The sequence below is a fragment of the Bradyrhizobium sp. MOS002 genome (genome assembly GCF_003020115.1).
Taxonomy (GTDB): domain Bacteria; phylum Pseudomonadota; class Alphaproteobacteria; order Rhizobiales; family Xanthobacteraceae; genus Bradyrhizobium.
The window spans coordinates 177281-195536 of the sequence record NZ_PYFX01000011.1; the positions used below are offsets into that span (position 1 = coordinate 177281).

Consider the following 18256-nt stretch of genomic DNA (forward strand, 5'->3'; position numbering starts at 1 on the left):
GGAAAAGATCGATGAGACCGAACGGCCGTCACACCGCCGGCGCCAGCCAGTTGTCCGTCCTCCGTGCGTGGGCGATGGGCCTGCTACTGCTGTCAGCTGTTGCCATGAGCCCGACCACCGCCAAGGCGGCGCCGAGCCAGGCTGCGGTCGCGACCACGCACGTCTATCTGCTCCGCGGCGTGCTCAACATCTTCTCGCTCGGGCTCGACACGATGGGCGCCCGCCTCCAGGCGCAGGGCATCCCGGTGACGGTCGCGAATTTCGTGTCCTGGTCCTCGCTCGCGGATGAGGCTGCTGCCGCCTACAAGGCCGGCCGTCTCAAGACCATCGTGCTAGTCGGGCACTCCTCCGGCGCGACCGCGCTGCCGGACATGATCGCAAAGCTCAACCGTCTTGGCGTTCCCGTGAAACTCGCGGTCGGTCTCGACTCCGTATTCAAGACCAGGCTGTCGACCGGCGCCGAACGCTACATCAACATCTATATCGGCGACGGCCCCGGCGAGCCGGTGAAGCGCGCGGACGGTTTTCGCGGCAAGCTCGACAATGTCGACGTCCGCGGATCCGGCGTCGGCCACATCTCGATCGACAAGAACGAGGCGATCCAGCGCCGCGTCATTGCCGAGATCGACGCCGCAATCATGCGCTCGCGCGCACCTGCTCCGGTTGCCGAATCCGGCGGGCCGAGGCCGGCGCGCTCGGCGGCGGCAACGGCTCCCCGGAATTAAGCCCTTCGCCGCAAGCCGTTGAATTGACAATGCCGCCGTCCACGCCGACGGCGGCATTGTCGTATCTGCGGCAAGCCAAGGCTTGATCTCCTGCCGGTCGAAAGAAGGGAACTCGGCACACGATCCGGTGTTGTCACACCATGACAAGGAGACGAAACGTCGGCCCCATGGCGGTTCAGCCCGAGCGGACGTGGGCCGGCCGGCCTGTTTCCGAAAACGTCGTTGAGAAAAAGCCGCAGCCTCAATCGAGTCAGTTGAGCGCGACGCGAGCCGGCCTGTTGAGACAGCACGCGCTCCGAACGCAGCGTGCGTTGCTCGCCGGCACCAGCGACGGTCGCAAGAGTACCTCGAAGGGCAAGAGTTCCTCGAATTGACAGGCCGGTTTTCCGGTGTGCCGTCTGTCTGGGACCAGTACACGTGAAGATTTTTCAGTGCCCGTCATGCCGCCATCCTGTCGCGTTCGAGCACATCGCGTGCGCGAATTGCAGCACGGAGCTGGCCTTCGATTCCTCTCGCATCGAGATGACGAAACTTGGATCTCATCAATCTTGCCGTAACCGCGAGATCATCGGCTGCAACTGGTGCGTCGACGGCGCGGACTGGTATTGCGGCTCGTGCCGCCTCACGCGCACGATTCCGAATCTCGGCAGCACCAGAAACATCATGCTCTGGCGCCGCATGGAGGAAGCCAAACGCCGTCTTCTCTATGATCTCAGTCGCCTCAGGCTTCCGCTTGTATCGCGCACCGGCGCACAATTGGCGTTCGACTTTCTCTCGGACGAGGTCAGTCCGATCCTGACGGGACATCTCTCGGGCCTCATCACGCTCAACCTTGCGGAGGCCGACGATGTCGAGCGAGAATCTCGCCGCGTGGCATTCCGGGAGCCGTACCGCACGTTGCTGGGGCATTTCCGGCACGAGATCGGTCACTTCTATTGGGACCTGCTCGTTGACGGCACGACGTTCCAGGCCCCGTTCAAGCTGATCTTCGGTGACCAGGCGCAGGACTATCAGGCGGCGATCAACACCTATTACAGCCGGGCCGATCGTTCATACGACCGAAGCGGCTTCATCAGCGAGTACGCCACGTCCCACCCCTGGGAGGATTGGGCGGAAACGTTCGCGCATTTCCTGCATATCGTATCGACGCTCGACTCGCTGGCAGGTTTGCCGTTGGCGCTGGACGAGCGCGCCCGCCAGACCCTGACGGATCCCTATCTCGAGAGCGACTTCGAGGCACTCCTGGCCCTGTGGATGCCGCTTGCTCGCAGCATCAACGAACTCAACCGCTCGCTCGGAATGAGCGACGCATATCCCTTCGACATATCGCCGGCGGTCAAAGGCAAGCTGCATCTCGTCCACATGGCGATCAGCGCATTCCGCGATCAGCAGAGCCTGGCGGCGTAAAAGTCGCGCAGGACAGCCCCGTTACGGCAGGAAGGCGCGAATGGAATCCGCGATCTCCCTTGCATGCGTCTCCAGCGCGAAATGGCCGGTGTCAAAGAACTGCACCACGGCGTTCGGATTGTCGCGCTTGAACGCTTCGGCGCCGGGCGGAATGAAGAACGGATCGTTCTCGCCCCAGACCGCGAGGAACGGCGGCTTGTGCGTGCGGAAATAATCCTGGAAGGCGGGATAAAGCCCGACGTTGCTCTTGTAGTCGCCCATGAGATCGAGCTGCACGTCATCCGCGCCCGGGCGCGCAAGGTAGAAATTGTCGAGATTCTGTCCGTCCGGTGACACGGTCGTCGGATCGGGGACGCCATGCGTGTACTGCCAGCGCGTCGCTTCCGGTGTGAGGAAGGCGCGCAGCGCATTGCGATTCGCGGGCGACGGATCCTGCCAATAGGCCTTGATCGGTGTCCAGCCGTCGCTGAGGCCGTCCTCATAGGCGTTGCCGTTCTGCGAGATGATCGCCGTGATCCGCTCGGGGTGACTGAGCGCAAGCCGGAAACCAGTCGGCGCGCCGTAGTCGAAGACGTAGACCGCGAACCGGTCGAAGCCGATCACTTCGGTGAAGCGTTCGATCACGCGCGCGAAATTGTCGAACGTGTAACGGAAGCTTTCGTGCGGAGGCATGTCGGATTGGCCGAAACCGGGAAGGTCGGGCGCCACAATATGAAACCTGTCCGCAAGCAGCGGGATGAGGTCACGAAACATGTGGCCTGCGCTGGGGAAGCCGTGCAGCAGCAGGAGTTTTGGCGCTCCGACGAGGCCGGCCTCGCGATAGGCCACCTTGAAGCCGTCGACATCCGCGCTGAGGTACGTGATTGAGGTCATGACATTCTCCGTTTGAGTAACCGTACAAGAGCTATTTTGCAGGTTACTTCCTGTCGTCGTAACTTGTCAATAGCATCTTAACTGGTTATCTAGGTCTATGTTCTCCCGACCGTCCCAGGACCGCTCATGGACCGCCCGCCCGCCATGTTCATCGCCGACTCGCTCGGCCTCGACTTCCTCAACTCGGTGGCGACGCCGGTCGATACGCCAATGGACTGGATCGACGATGGCGATGGCCTGATCGACTGGCTGGCGCAGGCGAAGCTGGTGCCGGCGGATGATCTGCACGCACTGACGGCGCGCGCCACGCCGGACGAACTGGACGAGGTCGCGGATCAGGCGCGCGCCTTGCGAGAATGGTTCAGGGGATTCGTGCGCAAGCATGCAGGCCAGCCGCTCACGACGGATGCATTGCGCGAGCTCGGTCCATTGAACAGCCTGCTGGAGCGCGACGAAGCGTTCAGCCGGATCGAGCCCGGGCATGGCGATGGCGGCGCTCTCGCATTGCGAATGAAGCGGCGCTGGCGATCGCCGGAAGCGCTATTGCTGCCGGTTGGCGAAGCCATGGCGAAGTTCGTCTGCGACGAGGACTTTTCGAACGTCAAGGCGTGCGAGGGGCACAACTGCACCATGCTGTTCGCCGACCACACGCGCAGGCGCGCGCGGCGATGGTGCATCATGGCGGTCTGCGGCAACCGCGCGAAACAGGCCGCGCACCGCAGCAGACTCAAGAGCATGCAGTGATGGGACGTCGAGATGCTCGAATGAGCGCGGATCGAGCCCCGGTTCCGTGCCCCAAATTCCACCCAATCGGCCGTCACTAAGCGCCTTTGGGGGAGGCTGCAGCCTCCCGGAGTGGGACTGCTGGACTGATGATTGATTTGAGGCGACTCCTAGCGCTGGCAGCCGTTGCGCTGCTCGCCTTTAGCACCGGGACGGCCGTTGCCTCACCTGCCAAGACGAAGCCCGCCGCGGCCGCACCGGCCGCGCCGCCGCCCCCACCGTTCGAGCCATTGCCGCCGCCGAAAATCTACCTGTTTCGTGGCGCCATGGGGCCGTTCTTCTCCACCGGCATGGACCGGCTCGAAGAGAAGCTGACGCAGGCCGGCTTTTCGGCCAACGTCTATGAATTCACCATCTGCCGATGGATCGGCGATCGTGCCATCTCCAGCTACAAGGAAACGCCGGCGCCGATCGTGCTGATCGGGCATTCGATGGGCGGGCTTTGCTCGATCGTCATCTCCGAGATGGCGGCCAAGGAGAACATCCCGATCAGCCTCGTCATCACCATCGATCCCGCGCATGCGACCGGCGACGTGCCGCTCAATGTCGAGCGCTTCATCAACATCTTCCTCTCCGACAGCGTGCTCGGCGGCGGCAACGTGGTGGCGGTGCCGGGTTATCGCGGTCATTATGCGAGCTATGACCTGAAGGAGAACGCGCGGGTCAGCCACATCAACATCGAGAAGTCCGACGACATCCACCGTCAGATCGTCGACATGGTCACGCAGCTGCCGCGCATCCCGCCCCAGACGCAGGTGGATGCCGTGCCGCTGCGCTATCTCGTGCCGGCGAATACGCTGGTCGAATTGTGGGACAGTGGCGTGCGGCTATCGGTGCGCCGGGGCGACACCATGGAGAGCATCGCGGCAGCCAATCGCGTGCCGCTGTGGTCGCTTGCGCAGAGCAACTCGCTGCCGGAGAACGCCACGCTTACCCCCGGCCAGTCCATCATCGTCCCGCGCCATTTGACGCCGCCGGAGCCGACAGCCGCCATGGCGACCCCACCGCCGGGACGGCGGTAAGCGGTCAGCAGCGGAGGTGGCCGGGATGGGCTTGGCTGATGCCAGGCACCATCCCTCGCGGCAGCTGTCATTCTCGCATCTTGTGCCGCGGCAGCCATCTTGATGCGGGTATCGCCAAGGAGGATCGAGCCGTGGCGGAAGTCCGGCCCGCCGGGCGATAGGGCGCGGCAAGAAGCATCAGAAACAATGCCCTTTCAGCCGCATATTTGGCGGCGGGCCGGCCATTTTCGAAGCCATGCATGACCAGGCGTCCTTCCGTCGTGCAGACACGCCATCGCCATGTCCTTCGACCGCATTTCTTCAGGAACACTTCGAAGGTCGGGAGGTGTTCGGGCATGTCGTTGCCTAAGCTGCGAGGCCGGTTCGCTCGACCGATCGCGTGCGGACCGGCTTGCCGCCCGGAGGCCCCTTCGGATGGTGGTCGAGGCTCGCGAGCGCTTCCAGAATTTCGTCGATGGTGACGGCCTTGCCCGAGCCGGGGAGCTCCCGCAATGCCGGACTCGAGGCGACACTGGCTGCGTCCGAAGCCCAGGACGCGAGGATCGCGCGCTTCTCGCCGATCGAAAGAGTTGCGTCGGCTATGACGTCGCGGGGATGATCATAGACCGAGCCAGGGTGCAATATCGCGTTCAGATCGATGATGTTGTCGACATGATCGAGCATGAGAGGTCCTCCTCCTTTCTCTAAACCTCTGACTTGCATTCGGGTACGCGATCGAAGGCCATGGTCGATCCCGCCCGACGATCGGGCGGGATCACCAAGTCTCCGACAGGCCGAATTCAGGCGGCTTTGCCTTCGAGTTGATGCACATTGCCGGACGGCGCGGCATTGATGGCAATTCGCCGCGGCTTCATGGCTTCAGGGATTTCCCGGACCAGTTCGATCTTGAGCAAGCCGTTCTCGAACGAGGCGCTGTGCACCTGAACATAATCGGCCAGGTTAAACTGCCGCTTGAACGGCCGCGCGGAAATGCCCCGGTAGAGATATTCGCGTTCGGTTTTGTCCGGCTTGTTTCCCTCGACGGTCACCGCATTCTGCTCGGCAGTCACCGCGATCTCGTTGGGTGCAAAGCCCGCAATCGCAAGCGAAATCTGGTAGCGATCCTCGCCGAGGCGTTCGATGTTGTAGGGGGGATAGTTGTCCTCGCCGGCACGCTGTGCCGTTTCAACGAGGTCGAAAAGGCGGTCGAAGCCAACGGTCGAACGCCACAAGGGAGAGAAGTCGTAAGTGCGCATAGCCAGATCCTCCAAGGAGCAAAATGGATACGAACGGCACCGGACACGACCGGTGCCCGTCTCAGCTTCCCGACCCAACAGGCGTCGGGAACGCCACCTCTCGGCGGCAGCGGAAAAATAAAAAAAGCCCGTTTTGGTTTCAAGAGGGGGTCCAAAATTTTTTGGAATCCCCGGCGCCTCCCACCCCCCAACCCTCTCCCCGCGGAAAACGGGGGAGGGAGGAGACGCAACTCGAACTAAACGTTCGATCCCTGGATCGCCTCGATTACGGCATCCGTCACGTCCTTCGTCGTCGCCTTGCCGCCGACATCGGGCGTCAGCACACCGGCTGCACATACTTTCTCCACCGCCGCCATCAACCGCACCGCCGCGTCCTTCTCGCCCAGATGCTCCAGCATCTGAGCGCCGGTCCAGAACGTCGCCACCGGGTTGGCGATGCCCTTGCCGGTGATGTCGAAGGCCGAGCCGTGGATCGGCTCGAACATCGAGGGGAAGCGGCGCTGCGGATCGATATTGGCGGTCGGCGCGACGCCGAGGCTGCCCGCCAGCGCGCCGGCGAGGTCGGAAAGAATGTCGGCGTGCAAATTGGTCGCGACAATGGTGTCGAGGCTCTTCGGATGCAGCGTCATGCGCACCGTCATGGCGTCAACCAGCATCTTGTCCCAGGTCACATCAGGGAATTCGGCCGCGACCTCCGCGGCGATCTCGTCCCACATCACCATGCCATGGCGTTGCGCGTTCGACTTGGTCACCACGGTCAGGAACTTGCGCGGGCGCGAGCGCGCTAGCTCGAACGCATAGCGCATGATCCGCGTCACGCCGACGCGGGTGAACACCGCGACCTCGGTCCCGACCTCTTCCGGAAGACCCCTGTGGGCGCGGCCGCCCATGCCGGCATATTCGCCCTCCGAATTCTCGCGCACGATCACCCAGTCGAGGTCGCCGACGCCGACATTGCGCAGCGGCGAGGCGACGCCCGGCAAGATCTTGGTCGGCCGTACATTGGCGTATTGGTCGAAGCCCTGGCAGATCGGCAGGCGCAGGCCCCACAGGGTGATGTGATCGGGCACGTCGGGCGCACCGACCGCGCCGAAATAGATCGCGTCGAACTTCTTGAGCTCCGCGAGGCCGTCGGCCGGCATCATCACGCCGTGCTTCTTGTAATAATCCGAACCCCAGTCGAATGTCTTGATGTTGAAGGCGAGGTCGCCGCTGCGCTTGGCCAGCGCCTCCAGCACCCGAACGCCGGCGGAGATGACCTCGGGGCCGATGCCGTCGGCGGGGATCGCTGCAATCGAATGGGTGCGCATGGGGATGCTCCGTTGAGATGTCAGTGGGATTGCGGGACGCTAGCGAGCTTAGGCGGGAGCGGCTGGGGGACTCAATCGGCACTGGTTTATACAAAAAAATGATATAATCCCGTCACAGGATCAGAGGACCGGTGAATGGAATTGCATCAGTTGCGATGCTTCGTGGCGGCGGCCGAGCAGTTGCATTTCGGCCGCGCGGCGCAGCATCTCCAGATGCTGCCCTCCGCACTCGGTCGCCAGATCAAGCTGCTGGAGGAGGATCTGGACACGCGGCTGTTCGCGCGGACGACGCGTGCGGTATCGCTGACGGAGGATGGCGCGACGCTGCTGCGCGATGCCCGCGCCATCCTCGCCCGAGTCGAGGCGGTCGAGAGCAATCTGCGCAATCGCTCGCGCCCGGGAGCTGCTCGAAAACTCCGGGTCGGCGCCATCGACAGTGCCGCGGCGGGACTCTTGCCGGCGTTGCTGCGCGATTTCCGCGCAAAGCATCCGGAGGTCGCGGTGCAGCTTCTCGAGGACAAGACCGTCCGGCTGCTGCCAAAGATCCTCACCGGCGCGCTCGATCTCGCCTTCGTGCGTCCGCCGGCTCAGCGCGACAAGCGGCTCGAATTCCGCGACCTGCTGCAGGAGACAGCCATCGTGGCGTTCCCGCGGCGCCACGCGCTGGCCCAACGCAAGTCGATCACGCTGGCGGACATCGCCGACGAAGCGATGCTGGTGCCGGACCGCCGCTCGCGGCCGCACAGCCACGACCTCACCATGAAAATGTTCGAGCAGGCGGGCCTCACGCCGCGCATCGTGCAGGTCGCCGACGAGAAGCAGACCATCATCAATCTCGTCGCAACCAGGCTCGGGGTCGCGATCGTGCCGCGCTGGACCACGCGGATGGCGGTATCAGGCGTGCGCTTCGTGCCGCTGCGGCCAAAGCAGATCGGACCCGTCGGCCGGCTGCCGCTCGCTGCCGCATGGCTGCGCGGCTCGCGCGACCCGGCCCGCGACGCGATGCTGTCCGTGCTCGAGACGCGTCTTCGCAGCTATGCGCGGGACGCCTGAGGCGCTATGACATCGACTTGGCGAGAGGGGTGATGCGATGACTGAACGGAGAGCTTCGAACCAATTGCGGGTTGCCATCGCGGGGCTCGGCTCGATCGGCACCAAGATCGCGACCGCGCTCGATCAGGGCATCGAGGGATTGACGCTCTCTGCCGTGGCGGTGCGCGATCCCGCAAAGCATCAGAAATTGCTCGGCAGCCTGCGCCGTCCGCCATCCGTACTGCCGCTCGACCAGCTCGGCGACGCCGCCGACATCGTGGTCGAATGCGCGCCGAGCAGCCAACTCCGTGCGATCGTCGAGCCGACGGTGAAACGCGGCAAGGCCGCGGTCGTCGTCAGCGTCGGCGGGCTGCTCGACAATTTCGATCTGGTCGATCTCGCCCGCGCCAATGGCGGTCGCATCCTCGTGCCGACCGGCGCGCTGATCGGGCTCGACGCCGTCAACGCCGCCGCGATCGGCACCATTCATTCGGTGAAGATGGTCACACGCAAGCCGATCGACGGCTTGAAGGGCGCGCCGTTCATCGTCCAGAACAGCATCGACATCGACAATCTGCGCGAGCCGCTCAAGCTGTTCGAAGGCACGGCGCGCGAGGCCGCAAAAGGCTTTCCGGCCAATCTCAACGTCGCAGTCGCGCTCTCGCTCGCGGGTGTCGGGCCGGATCGCACCCAGGTGCAGATCTGGGCCGACCCGACCGTGACGCGCAATGTTCATCGCATCGAGGTCGAGGCGGATTCCGCGCGCTTCTCGATGGGAATCGAGAACATCCCGTCCGAAAATCCCAAGACCGGGTTGATCACGGCGCTGTCCGTGATCGCGCTGCTCCGCAGGCAGCGCGCCACGCTCAGCGTTGGAACTTAAACCGTCAAGCCCCCGTCACGCGCCAGATCACGTTGCCGACGTCATCGGCCATCAGCAGCGATTTCTTGTCGGGACCGATCACGACGCCGACCGGGCGGCCGTAGGATTCCTTCTCATCCGGCGCCAGGAAGCCCGACAGGATGTCGCGACCTGGGCCTGAAGGTTTGCCGTTCTCGAACGGGATGAACACCAGTTTATAGCCGGACAGCGTGCTGCGATTCCACGAGCCGTGTTGGCCGATCACCATGCCGTCGGGGAAGCCCGGCAGCGTGCCCGCCGGCATCCAGCACAGGCCGAGCGAGGCCGTATGGCCGCCGAGCGCGTAGTCCGGCGTGAGCGCCTTGGCGACCATCGCCGGATCCTGCGGCACGCGATCGTCCACGGTCTTGCCCCAGTAGCAATAGGGCCAGCCGTAGAAGCCGCCGTCGCGCACCGAGGTCAGATAGTCCGGCGGCGTTTCGTCGCCGAGGCCGTCGCGCTCGTTGACGACGGTCCAGAGCACACCGGTCGTTGGCTCCCAGGCGAGACCAACCGGGTTGCGCAGGCCGGCGCCGAAGATGCGGTGCGTGCCGGCGACGAGGTCGAGCTCGTAAACCGCGGCGCGGCCTTCCTCGACCTCCATGCCCATCTCGGCGATGTTGCTGAGCGAGCCGACGCCGGCATAGAGTTTCTTGCCGTCGGGGCTTGCGAGCAGGCTGCGGGTCCAGTGGCCGCTTGGCTTGAAATGGGTGAGGCGCTTGCCCGGCGCGGTGATGCGATCGGCATTCGCCACGTACGGGAAGGCCATCACGCCGTCGGTGTTGCCGACATAGAAGGTGTCGCCGACCAGCGCCATGCCGAACGGCTGGCTGAGATTTTCCATGAACGCGCCGCGATACTCCGCGATGCCGTCGCCATCTTTGTCGCGCAAAAGCGTGATGCGGTTAGCGCTGACGCCGAGCGCGGCGGCGCGCCGCATCGTCGCCTGCATCGCGTAATGAAACACGGACCGCGGCGCCCCCGCGATTTGCGTCGCCTCCGCTATCAGCACGTCGCCATTGGGCAGCACCTCGATCCAGCGCGGATGGTCGAGGCCGGTCGCGAACGCATTGACCTTGAGCCCGGGTGCGACCGTCGGCTTCTGTCCTTCGCTCCAGCCCCGCGCCGTCGGCATCTTCAGCGTCGGGATGGCGCCTTGCGGCTTTGCTTCGGGAATGGCGGGCGACTGGCCCCAGGCCGGCGCAGGCACGGTGCCCGACAGCTTCCGCCATTGCAGCGCGATGCCACCGAGAAGCGCAACGAACTGCGCAAAGATGCTGGAAAAAGTCATGAGAGGCCCCTGTTTGCGCGCGCATCCAACGGGCTGACGGGGCCGACGTCAACCTGTGTGGAGCGCCGCGGGGCTCTATTCCCGTGGAATGGCAGCCGCTCGAATTTGCATGGGACGAAGGCCGGCAGGCTATGCCTGAGATCAGCGGCCGATCTGCCGTTCCGCCCGGCGCGCCGTGCGAAAATCATCCAGGTGATGGATGTTCGGCGCGAGCGCGGCCTTCCTAAACAGGAGATGATAGACTCGCGCCACGGTGCGCTGCTTCTGCTTCGGCCGCCCGGGCGGCAGCGCCCGCGCCTTGCGGACGGCGGCGATCGCGTGCTCGCGAAAATAATCGTAGGCGTCGGACATGGCTCGATGCTCTGCGGTGTGTGGCAGGTATCGAGGGGCTAACGGGCGAGCGGAGGGGCGGTTCCTTAGCGCGCTGCACGTGCCCCGGACGCTGCGCAATGCGTCTTCGCGGTGCGCTGCAGAGCCGGGGCCCATTTCTCCGTACTGTAGGGTGTCGCTTTCTGGGTCCCGGCTCTGCGCAGCAACGCTTGCGCGTTGCAGCGCGTCCGGGACACGAAAGGGAGAGGAAGTGCTACGCTCTCACCGCGGCGACAGGAACGGGATGATCATCGGCACGCGGCGGCAATAGGCGCCGTAGGCGTCTTCGCCGAGCTCCTTGGACAGGAACACTTCTTCCATCCGGCCCTTCTGCCACATGCCGAGCGAGATCAGGATGGCGCCGAGCATCGCCGTCACCGTGCCGACCGCGATGCCGGTCACCAGCATGCCGAGGATCAGCCCGGTGTAGATCGGATGGCGCACGATGCCGTACGGGCCGGTGTCGATGACGCGGTGGTCTTGCTTGTGAGTGATGGTGTTGGACCAGAATTGTCCGAGATGCAGCCGTCCCCACCAGGTGAAGGAGATGCCGGCCAGCACGATCAGCGCCACGACGTAGACGGCGGTATTGCTGAATACCCAGAGCGGCTTCTCGCCGAGCACCTCGGCGGTCCAGGGCGTGAACAGGATGCCGCCGACCAGGATCGGAATGCGATAGCGGCCGGACTCCAGCGTCATCACCTGCTTCTGGGTGCGGCCCTGCCAGAACGAGGCGCCGACCCAGCTTGCGAGCCAGGCGAGCCAGATCAGGGCGAGCAATTGCGTCGGCCATGTCGTGGTCCAACCACCCCAGGCGACAGAGAGAAGCTTGCTGAAATCGAAGGACATGCGGAAAGGTTCTTTGGGTTGGGCGGCAGCTCAGCTGGCGCGCGAGGAGAGCGCGTGATGCTCGATGGCGCCGGAGGCAAGCGCGCCGCCGCGGGCGAGAAGATGGGTGATGGTTTCGCGCAGGACCGGCTCGATCGGGCGCGGCGCGTAGCCGAGTTCGGTGCGCGCCTTGTCGATCGAGAGGTCGCTCGCGGCGAGCGCGATGCGCACGCCCTCGGCGGTGCCGTTGGGCGGCCGGCGCGTGACGCGATCGGAGAGATATTCGAGCATGATGCCCGACAGCTCGGCCACCTTGCCGGGAACGACGACCGGGAATTGCCGGCGGCCGCTCATCGCCGACATCATCCGCAGAATCTGGCCGAGCCTGACGCAGTCGCCGCCGAGGATGTAGCGCTGGCCGTTACGTCCGCGTTCCATGGTCAGCACCAGGCCCATGGCAACGTCGCGAACGTCGACGAGATTGACCGGGAAGTCGAGATGCGGCTGCACTTTCTTCTGCAGGAAGTACCACAGCATCGCGGTCGGCGGCGTCAGATTGTGGTCGGCAGCACCGATCGGCATGGTCGGGGTGCCGATCACCAGCGGGAAGCCCGCGGCTGCGGCCTTCGCGGCGCAATGCTCGGCCAGCGATTTCGACCGCGTGTAGGCGCCCGGCATCGCATCGGCCGGCTGCAGTGCCTCTTCGGCGGGAACACCGTTGAGGTCGGAATAGGGAAACAGGATCGATTCCGTCGAGCAGTGCAGGAAGCGCGAGACGCCACGCTTCATCGCGGCCGCGAGCACGATTTCGGTGCCGCGGCAATTGACGTCGTGAAAGGCCTGCTTGTCGGCGACCCACATGCCGGGCAGGCCGGCGAGGTGATAGACCTGATCGACACCCGCAACCGCCGCATCGACCGCGGCGCCGTCCAGCACCGAGCCATGGGCATATTCAACGTCGGCATACGGCGTGGCCGGCGCACGGACATCGAGAACACGCACCCGCTGCCCACGGGCGCGGAGCGCTTCTACGAGATGATGTCCGATGAAGCCGCTGCCACCGGTAACCAGTACGAGAGCCATGCAGAAGGTTTGCTGTTTCGCGTCTAGAACTATCGGGTTGAAAGGGAATTGGTCGGAACAGGCGCCAGAATCGCGGCAAGGTCGCGACGGAAGCCCAGTGCAATGAATAATTTTGCCATGACAAACATCGGTCCAAGCAGAAAATGCGTGGGGTGGTCGACCATCGACGGCTGCCGCTCCTCGAAAACCTTGTGGCCGACGATCTGCGCGGCGACACCAAATCCGATCAGCACCGCAAAAATCGACCACATCATGACGATCGAGACCTGATTGCCGATCGCGGTTGCGACCAAAAGCAGCACGATCATCGCGGCGAGGATGCCGAGCCCGATCCCGGCGTCCAGCATCAGCCAGTAGACCAGCACCGGCAGGGCAAGAATCACGGCCAGGCTCACCTCGATCCCGAACAGCGGGAAATGCACCAGCGTCAGCGGCAGCACGGCGCCGGTGAAGAGCAGAAGGATGCCGACCACGTGCATCGCGCAGTTCCAGGGATCGCGATGATATTCGACGTAGTCGGCCAGTTGGTGCTGAAAATAACTGGCCATCTCGGTCTCGTGCAGCATGGGGTCGGGAAGGACGAAAAAAGCCTATAGCACCTGATAGGGCGGTGCACAAACCAGTGCGATTGTCGCGCAAGACCGCGCTGTCGCGCTGTGAGACAGGTCACAAAACGATCAAGACTTCAAAGGGTTCCGTCAGGCGCCGTGGCGCGTCCGCTCAGTGCTTCTTGGCGGGCTTTTTCGCCGCAGGCGCAGGTGTCGCAGCCGGATGCGCAGGCGCTTCCTCCGGTACCTTGGCGTAGGTCAGGATTTGCAATTGGGCGTTGGCGGCCGAGGTCGGCCGGGCCCGGTCGAGAAACTGCTCCTCGCCGAGGCCGATCGGATGCAGCCGCTTGGTCGAAATCTTGAACGTGTTCACCAGCACGTCGCGAATCGCGTCGGCGCGGCGCTGGCTCAGGATCGCGTTGGCCTCGCGCGTCTTCGCGTTGGATTCGACATGGCCGACGATCAGGAACGTGTAGGGCAGCAGCGAGGCATGGACCAGCGCGTCGGCGAGGCGGCCGACGGTCTGGTAGGACGCCGGCTGGATGATCGGCGTGTCGGCATCGAACTGGATCTGCGCGGTGAAGGTCGGCAAATTGACCAGATCAGGCGCGATCAGCGGCCGGTTCACCGGACCCGGATCGTTCTTGATCCTGGCCTTGGCCCGCTCCATCACCTGCAGCTTCAGCGCGGGGAGATCGATCTCGGCGGGCTGTTCGAAATGGTTGAGCTTGCCGACGATGTCGTCGCGGGTCGGCGGCGCCGTCTGCGCTTCTGCTGTGCCCACGAGCAAGGCGAGGCCGAGCGCGATGCATATTCCGGCGGTGGAAAGCCTGTTCGCCGGCATCACCGATACCCCGCGTCGTCGACGGCCTTCAGGCAGTTGTTGCTGATGCCCTTGGGCGTCGAGATCAGGCAGGGGACCGCCTTGCTGGTCTCCTTGGTCGAGCCGCCGCAGACCTTGACGATCTCGCGCTGGCAGGCGTTCGCGACCGTGACGCGGGCTGCAACGCGCTTCTGGATGGCATCGAAGGCGCCGAAATAGTCGCTCTGGCACTGCTGAGAGAGCACGTCGCGGTTGCGCGACAGGCACTCCTTCAGGCGGGTCGAATCCGGGTTGACGCCGCGGCAATTGGCGACGATTTCCGCACCGCAACTTTTCGCCAGCAGCCCGATCGCATCGCCAAAACTCATGGTCTCCGCCGCTGCAAGCGACGGCATACCCAATGCCAGCAAGATCAGTGTGATGGAGCCCCGGACCATGGCCGCATCTGATACGGGGAAGTTCGCGGTGGTCAAGGGCTGTTCGGGCGAGAACTGTCGAAGGTCCGGCCAGTGCGGCGAACAGTCCTCACTCCGTGGCCTCAGTGAGGGGTGGCCATTCGATCAGGGCGACCGTGTGTTTCCCGAGGTCGTCGGCAAATTCGGGATCGGCCTTGAGCTCGTCCAATGTCCGCGGCAGGGGAAGCCGTCGGCCCTCTGCGATCAGCTCCTCCTCATAGAAGGCGAGCGCTTCGGGCGCATTCTCCAGGGCTTCGTCGACGTCGTCACCGCCGGAAATGCAGCCGGGCAGGTCTGGAAACCACAAGCCAACGGCTTCGTCGGGGCCGGCGTCCTCGATGATGGCGATGTAGCGCGGCATGCAGGCCTCACGCCCGCTGCACAAAACTATCCACGACCTTCTTCTCCCCGGCCTTGTCGAAGGCGATGGTGAGCTTGTTGCCGTCGATCCTGGTGACGCGGCCGTAGCCGAATTTCTGATGGAAGACGCGGTCGGAGAGTGAGAATTCGGAGGTCGTGCCGGTGGATTTGGCGACCAGCTCGCCCTCGATCGTCAGGGGCCCACGACGGCGCGAGGAGAAGCTGCCGAAATCGGGCGAGGACGACTGGGACGAAAACGACGAGGCCTGTTCCTCGAAGCTGCCGCGACCGCTATTGCCGCCCCCGCCGCCGCCGCGATTGCGATTGGCCTGGGCGCGCTGCCAGCCGGGGGTCGAATAGGTGGAGCCGAACGCTTCCATGTCGTCGAAGCGGGAGGCGCCATAGCCGCCGGTGCCGCCCCAGGCCGAGCCGCCCTTGGATTCCGTGATCTCGACATTGGCCGCCGGCAGCTCGTCGAGGAAGCGCGACGGGATCGTGGTCGTCCAGGTGCCGTGGATCCGCCGATTGGTGGCAAAATAGATCTTGGCGCGGCGGCGGGCCCGGGTCAGGCCGACATGGCCGAGGCGGCGCTCTTCCTCGAGGCCGGCACGGCCCTGTTCGTCCAGTGTACGCTGGCTCGGAAACAGGCCCTCCTCCCAGCCCGGCAGGAACACGTTGTCGAATTCCAGCCCCTTGGCCGAATGCAGCGTCATCAGGGACACCGCGTCCTCATCGGCGCCGCTGTCGCGGTCCATCACCAGCGAGATGTGCTCGAGGAACCCTTGCAGGTTCTCGAACTCCTCCATCGAGCGCACCAGCTCCTTGAGGTTCTCGAGCCGGCCCGCGGCGTCCGCCGAGCGATCCTTCTGCCACATCTCGGTATAGCCGCTCTCGTCGAGCACGATCTCGGCGAGCTCCGTGTGCGACGTGACCTCGCGCTGGGCGCGCCAGCGGTCGAACTGGGCGACGACGTCGCGCAAGGAGCCGCGCGCCTTCGGCTTCAGCTCGTCGGTCTCGACCACCGCGCGCGCCGCCTCGAACAAGGGGATGCGGCGCTTGCGGGCGTGGTCGTGCAGCATCTGCACGGTGGCATCGCCAAGGCCGCGCTTGGGCGTGTTGACGATGCGCTCGAAGGCGAGATCGTCCGCCGGTGAATTGATGACACGCAGATAAGCCAGCGCATCGCGGATTTCGGCGCGCTCGTAGAAGCGCGGGCCGCCGATGACGCGATAGGGCAGGCCGAGCGTGACGAAGCGGTCCTCGAACTCGCGCATCTGGTAGGAGGCGCGCACCAGGATCGCAATCTCGTTGAGCTTGTCGCCCTGGCGCTGGATCTGCTCGATCTCCTCGCCGATGCCGCGGGCTTCCTCTTCCGAATCCCACGAGCCTGTTACCGTGACCTTCTCGCCGTCATGGTCCTCGGTGCGCAGCGTCTTGCCGAGCCGGCCCTCGTTGTGGGCGATCAAATGCGAGGCGGCGGCGAGGATGTGGCCGGTCGAGCGGTAGTTGCGCTCGAGGCGGATGACCTTGGCGCCGGGGAAATCATGGTCGAAGCGCAGGATGTTGTCGACCTCCGCGCCGCGCCAGCCATAGATCGACTGGTCGTCATCGCCGACGCAGCAGATGTTTTTGACGGGAGTCTTCTCCCTCTCCCCGTCCTTCACGGGGAGAGGGTTGGGGTGAGGGGCTGCCTCCACGAGCTCAGCTTGCTGAGAGTCCCCCTCACCCGGATCGCTGTGCGATCCGACCTCTCCCCGCACGCGGGGAGAGGTATATGACGTCGGCGCCTGTGACAACAACCGCAGCCACAGATACTGCGCGACGTTGGTGTCTTGATACTCATCGACCAGGATGAATTTGAAGCGCTGCTGGTACTGCCGCAGAATATCCGGGTGTTCGCGGAAGATGCGGATGTCCTCGAGCAGCAGATCGCCGAAATCGGCGGCGTTCAAGATCTTCAGCCGCTCCTGGTAGCTCGCATAGAGCTTGCCGCCCTTGCCGTTGGCGAACACGGCGGCTTCGCCCGAGGGCACCTGCGACGGCGTCAGGCCGCGGTTCTTCCAGCCGTCGATCAGGCCGGCCAGCATCCGCGCGGGCCAGCGCTTGTCGTCGATGTTGTCGGCTTGCAGCAACTGCTTCAGGAGCCGGACCTGATCGTCGACGTCGAGCACGGTGAAGTTCGACTTGAGCTGCGCCAGCTCGGCGTGGGTGCGCAGGATGCGCCCGCCGATAGAGTGAAAGGTGCCGAGCCACGGCATCCCTTCCACAGCATGGCCGAGCATCTGGCCGAGCCGGTGCTTCATCTCGCGCGCGGCCTTGTTGGTGAAGGTCACCGACAGGATCTCGGCCGGACGGGCGCGGCCCTGGCTCAGGATGTGGGCGATGCGCGTGGTCAGCACGCGGGTCTTGCCGGTGCCGGCGCCGGCCAGCACCAGAACCGGGCCGTCCAGCGTCTCCACAGCCTCGCGCTGCTCCGGATTGAGCCCGGCCAGATATTGCGGGCCCACCGAGGCACGCGCACGCGCGGCGATGCCGCCGGCCGCGGGCTGGTGGTCGGGGACGCTCTGGGACGTGATCTTGCTCGGCTCGGTCATGCGAATCATTGGCCCCACGTTGGCACCGCGGGGTGGTGGAAGGGGAGCCTTCTTAACAGGGATTGGTCCCTATATGGGGCCGCGGGCGGGGGTTTTCCACGTGCGCGGAAAGCCAATTTGTTCCTGTCGGTCAGGCGAATTTCCGGCTTCAGCGGCCCGGAACCAATGTTCCGCGTTGGAGATTGGTTCTGCAAGTGAGGCGCGCCAGCCGCGCCGATCGCAGACAGACATCGAAACAGAGGTTCGGATTATGCTTAGCTGGGTTGTGACGTTTCTGGTTATCGCCCTGATCGCCGGTATCCTGGGCTTTGGCGGCCTCGCCGGCGCGTCGATCGAAATCGCCAAGATCATCTTCTTCATCGCGGTCGTGCTGTTCCTGGTCTCGGCCGTTGTCGGACTGGCCCGCGGCCGCACCAGGGTCTAGCGATGTGATCCTCACGGTGGGGAGCGCGGCACGCGCGTCTCGAATCATGAAGGCCCGGCTGTGGCCTTGCATCCTTCGAGACGCCCGCGTTGCGCGCTCCTCAGAGCCTGACCGGAAAAGGGTGAGCGGCTTTGGCTGGCCTGTGATTCCTTCGGATTTGCAAAGATTCGAGGGAGGACACCATGCCATGGAC

At 64.6% G+C, this 18256-nt stretch carries 20 protein-coding genes; 7 read left to right on the top strand and 13 right to left on the bottom strand.

The genetic code is table 11. From position 1 onward, the window contains the following. The first annotated feature begins 11 nt into the window (after window positions 1-11). Both C7G41_RS27040 and C7G41_RS27045 read left to right on the top strand, forming a co-directional pair. On the top strand, window positions 12-725 hold the full coding sequence (locus C7G41_RS27040; protein ID WP_106945373.1) for a hypothetical protein: 714 nt from the start codon (window positions 12-14) through the stop codon (window positions 723-725). A gap of 417 nt (window positions 726-1142) precedes the next feature. After that, complete coding sequence (locus C7G41_RS27045; RefSeq protein ID WP_106945374.1) at window positions 1143-2132, top strand: putative zinc-binding metallopeptidase; 990 nt, start codon at window positions 1143-1145, stop codon at window positions 2130-2132. 21 nt (window positions 2133-2153) lie between these two features. On the opposite strand, the gene C7G41_RS27050 is transcribed toward C7G41_RS27045, so the two are convergent. Further along, window positions 2154-3005: an alpha/beta fold hydrolase gene (locus tag C7G41_RS27050; RefSeq protein ID WP_106945375.1), complete on the bottom strand. Its 852-nt coding sequence runs from the start codon at window positions 3003-3005 to the stop codon at window positions 2154-2156. Window positions 3006-3131: 126 nt separating this feature from the next. Between C7G41_RS27050 and C7G41_RS27055 the strand changes: the two genes are divergently transcribed. Together C7G41_RS27055 and C7G41_RS27060 are read left to right on the top strand one after the other, a co-directional pair. Further along, window positions 3132-3749, top strand: coding sequence for an ABATE domain-containing protein (locus C7G41_RS27055; RefSeq protein WP_106945376.1), 618 nt, complete (start codon window positions 3132-3134; stop codon window positions 3747-3749). Window positions 3750-3877: 128 nt separating this feature from the next. Then, a complete protein-coding gene (locus tag C7G41_RS27060) occupies window positions 3878-4810 on the top strand; it encodes a LysM peptidoglycan-binding domain-containing protein (RefSeq protein WP_199198632.1) in 933 nt (310 codons plus the stop codon). Between the two features lie 345 nt (window positions 4811-5155). Here C7G41_RS27060 and C7G41_RS27070 read toward each other — a convergent pair whose 3' ends face one another. The 3 genes from C7G41_RS27070 to C7G41_RS27080 all read right to left on the bottom strand — a co-directional run bounded on the left by C7G41_RS27070 (window position 5156) and on the right by C7G41_RS27080 (window position 7355). After that, a complete protein-coding gene (locus tag C7G41_RS27070) occupies window positions 5156-5473 on the bottom strand; it encodes a hypothetical protein (RefSeq protein WP_199198633.1) in 318 nt (105 codons plus the stop codon). A 116-nt stretch (window positions 5474-5589) separates the two neighbouring features. Then, window positions 5590-6045: an Hsp20 family protein gene (locus tag C7G41_RS27075; RefSeq protein WP_106945380.1), complete on the bottom strand. Its 456-nt coding sequence runs from the start codon at window positions 6043-6045 to the stop codon at window positions 5590-5592. Between the two features lie 236 nt (window positions 6046-6281). Continuing rightward, complete coding sequence (locus tag C7G41_RS27080) at window positions 6282-7355, bottom strand: tartrate dehydrogenase (RefSeq protein WP_106945381.1); 1074 nt, start codon at window positions 7353-7355, stop codon at window positions 6282-6284. Window positions 7356-7490: 135 nt separating this feature from the next. On the opposite strand from C7G41_RS27080, the gene C7G41_RS27085 reads away from it, so the two are divergent. Both C7G41_RS27085 and C7G41_RS27090 read left to right on the top strand, forming a co-directional pair. After that, the gene (locus tag C7G41_RS27085; protein WP_106945382.1) at window positions 7491-8408 is read left to right on the top strand and encodes a LysR substrate-binding domain-containing protein; all 918 of its coding nucleotides are present in this window, start codon (window positions 7491-7493) and stop codon (window positions 8406-8408) included. Between the two features lie 37 nt (window positions 8409-8445). Continuing rightward, a complete protein-coding gene (locus tag C7G41_RS27090) occupies window positions 8446-9270 on the top strand; it encodes an aspartate dehydrogenase (RefSeq protein ID WP_106945383.1) in 825 nt (274 codons plus the stop codon). Between the two features lie 4 nt (window positions 9271-9274). Here C7G41_RS27090 and C7G41_RS27095 read toward each other — a convergent pair whose 3' ends face one another. From C7G41_RS27095 to C7G41_RS27130, 9 genes are all read right to left on the bottom strand, one after another. Continuing rightward, a complete protein-coding gene (locus C7G41_RS27095) occupies window positions 9275-10579 on the bottom strand; it encodes a sorbosone dehydrogenase family protein (protein WP_106945384.1) in 1305 nt (434 codons plus the stop codon). A gap of 141 nt (window positions 10580-10720) precedes the next feature. Continuing rightward, entirely contained in the window at window positions 10721-10930 is a 210-nt protein-coding gene (locus C7G41_RS27100; RefSeq protein WP_106945385.1) for a hypothetical protein, read from the bottom strand. A 240-nt stretch (window positions 10931-11170) separates the two neighbouring features. Next, window positions 11171-11797 carry an isoprenylcysteine carboxylmethyltransferase family protein gene (locus C7G41_RS27105; protein WP_007600907.1) on the bottom strand — a complete coding sequence of 209 codons (627 nt, stop codon included), beginning with the start codon at window positions 11795-11797 and terminating at the stop codon, window positions 11171-11173. A 30-nt stretch (window positions 11798-11827) separates the two neighbouring features. Continuing rightward, window positions 11828-12859, bottom strand: a complete 1032-nt coding sequence (locus C7G41_RS27110; protein ID WP_106945386.1) for an NAD-dependent epimerase/dehydratase family protein — start codon at window positions 12857-12859, stop codon at window positions 11828-11830. A 29-nt stretch (window positions 12860-12888) separates the two neighbouring features. After that, on the bottom strand, window positions 12889-13425 hold the full coding sequence (locus tag C7G41_RS27115; RefSeq protein ID WP_106945387.1) for a DUF962 domain-containing protein: 537 nt from the start codon (window positions 13423-13425) through the stop codon (window positions 12889-12891). A 154-nt stretch (window positions 13426-13579) separates the two neighbouring features. Continuing rightward, on the bottom strand, window positions 13580-14251 hold the full coding sequence (locus C7G41_RS37945) for an OmpA family protein (RefSeq protein ID WP_199198634.1): 672 nt from the start codon (window positions 14249-14251) through the stop codon (window positions 13580-13582). Beyond that, window positions 14251-14667, bottom strand: a complete 417-nt coding sequence (locus C7G41_RS37950) for a hypothetical protein (RefSeq protein ID WP_199198638.1) — start codon at window positions 14665-14667, stop codon at window positions 14251-14253. Before C7G41_RS37950 ends, C7G41_RS37945 begins: the two co-directional genes overlap by 1 nt. An 88-nt stretch (window positions 14668-14755) precedes the next feature. After that, window positions 14756-15046 (bottom strand): type II toxin-antitoxin system HicB family antitoxin, encoded by a 291-nt coding sequence (locus tag C7G41_RS27125; protein WP_106945389.1) that lies wholly within the window; start codon window positions 15044-15046, stop codon window positions 14756-14758. Between the two features lie 7 nt (window positions 15047-15053). Then, window positions 15054-17648 (bottom strand): ATP-dependent helicase, encoded by a 2595-nt coding sequence (locus tag C7G41_RS27130; RefSeq protein WP_106945390.1) that lies wholly within the window; start codon window positions 17646-17648, stop codon window positions 15054-15056. Between the two features lie 241 nt (window positions 17649-17889). Here C7G41_RS27130 and C7G41_RS27135 point away from each other — a divergent pair, with 241 nt between their 5' ends. After that, a complete protein-coding gene (locus tag C7G41_RS27135; RefSeq protein WP_007613448.1) occupies window positions 17890-18063 on the top strand; it encodes a DUF1328 domain-containing protein in 174 nt (57 codons plus the stop codon). Window positions 18064-18256 lie beyond the last annotated feature (193 nt).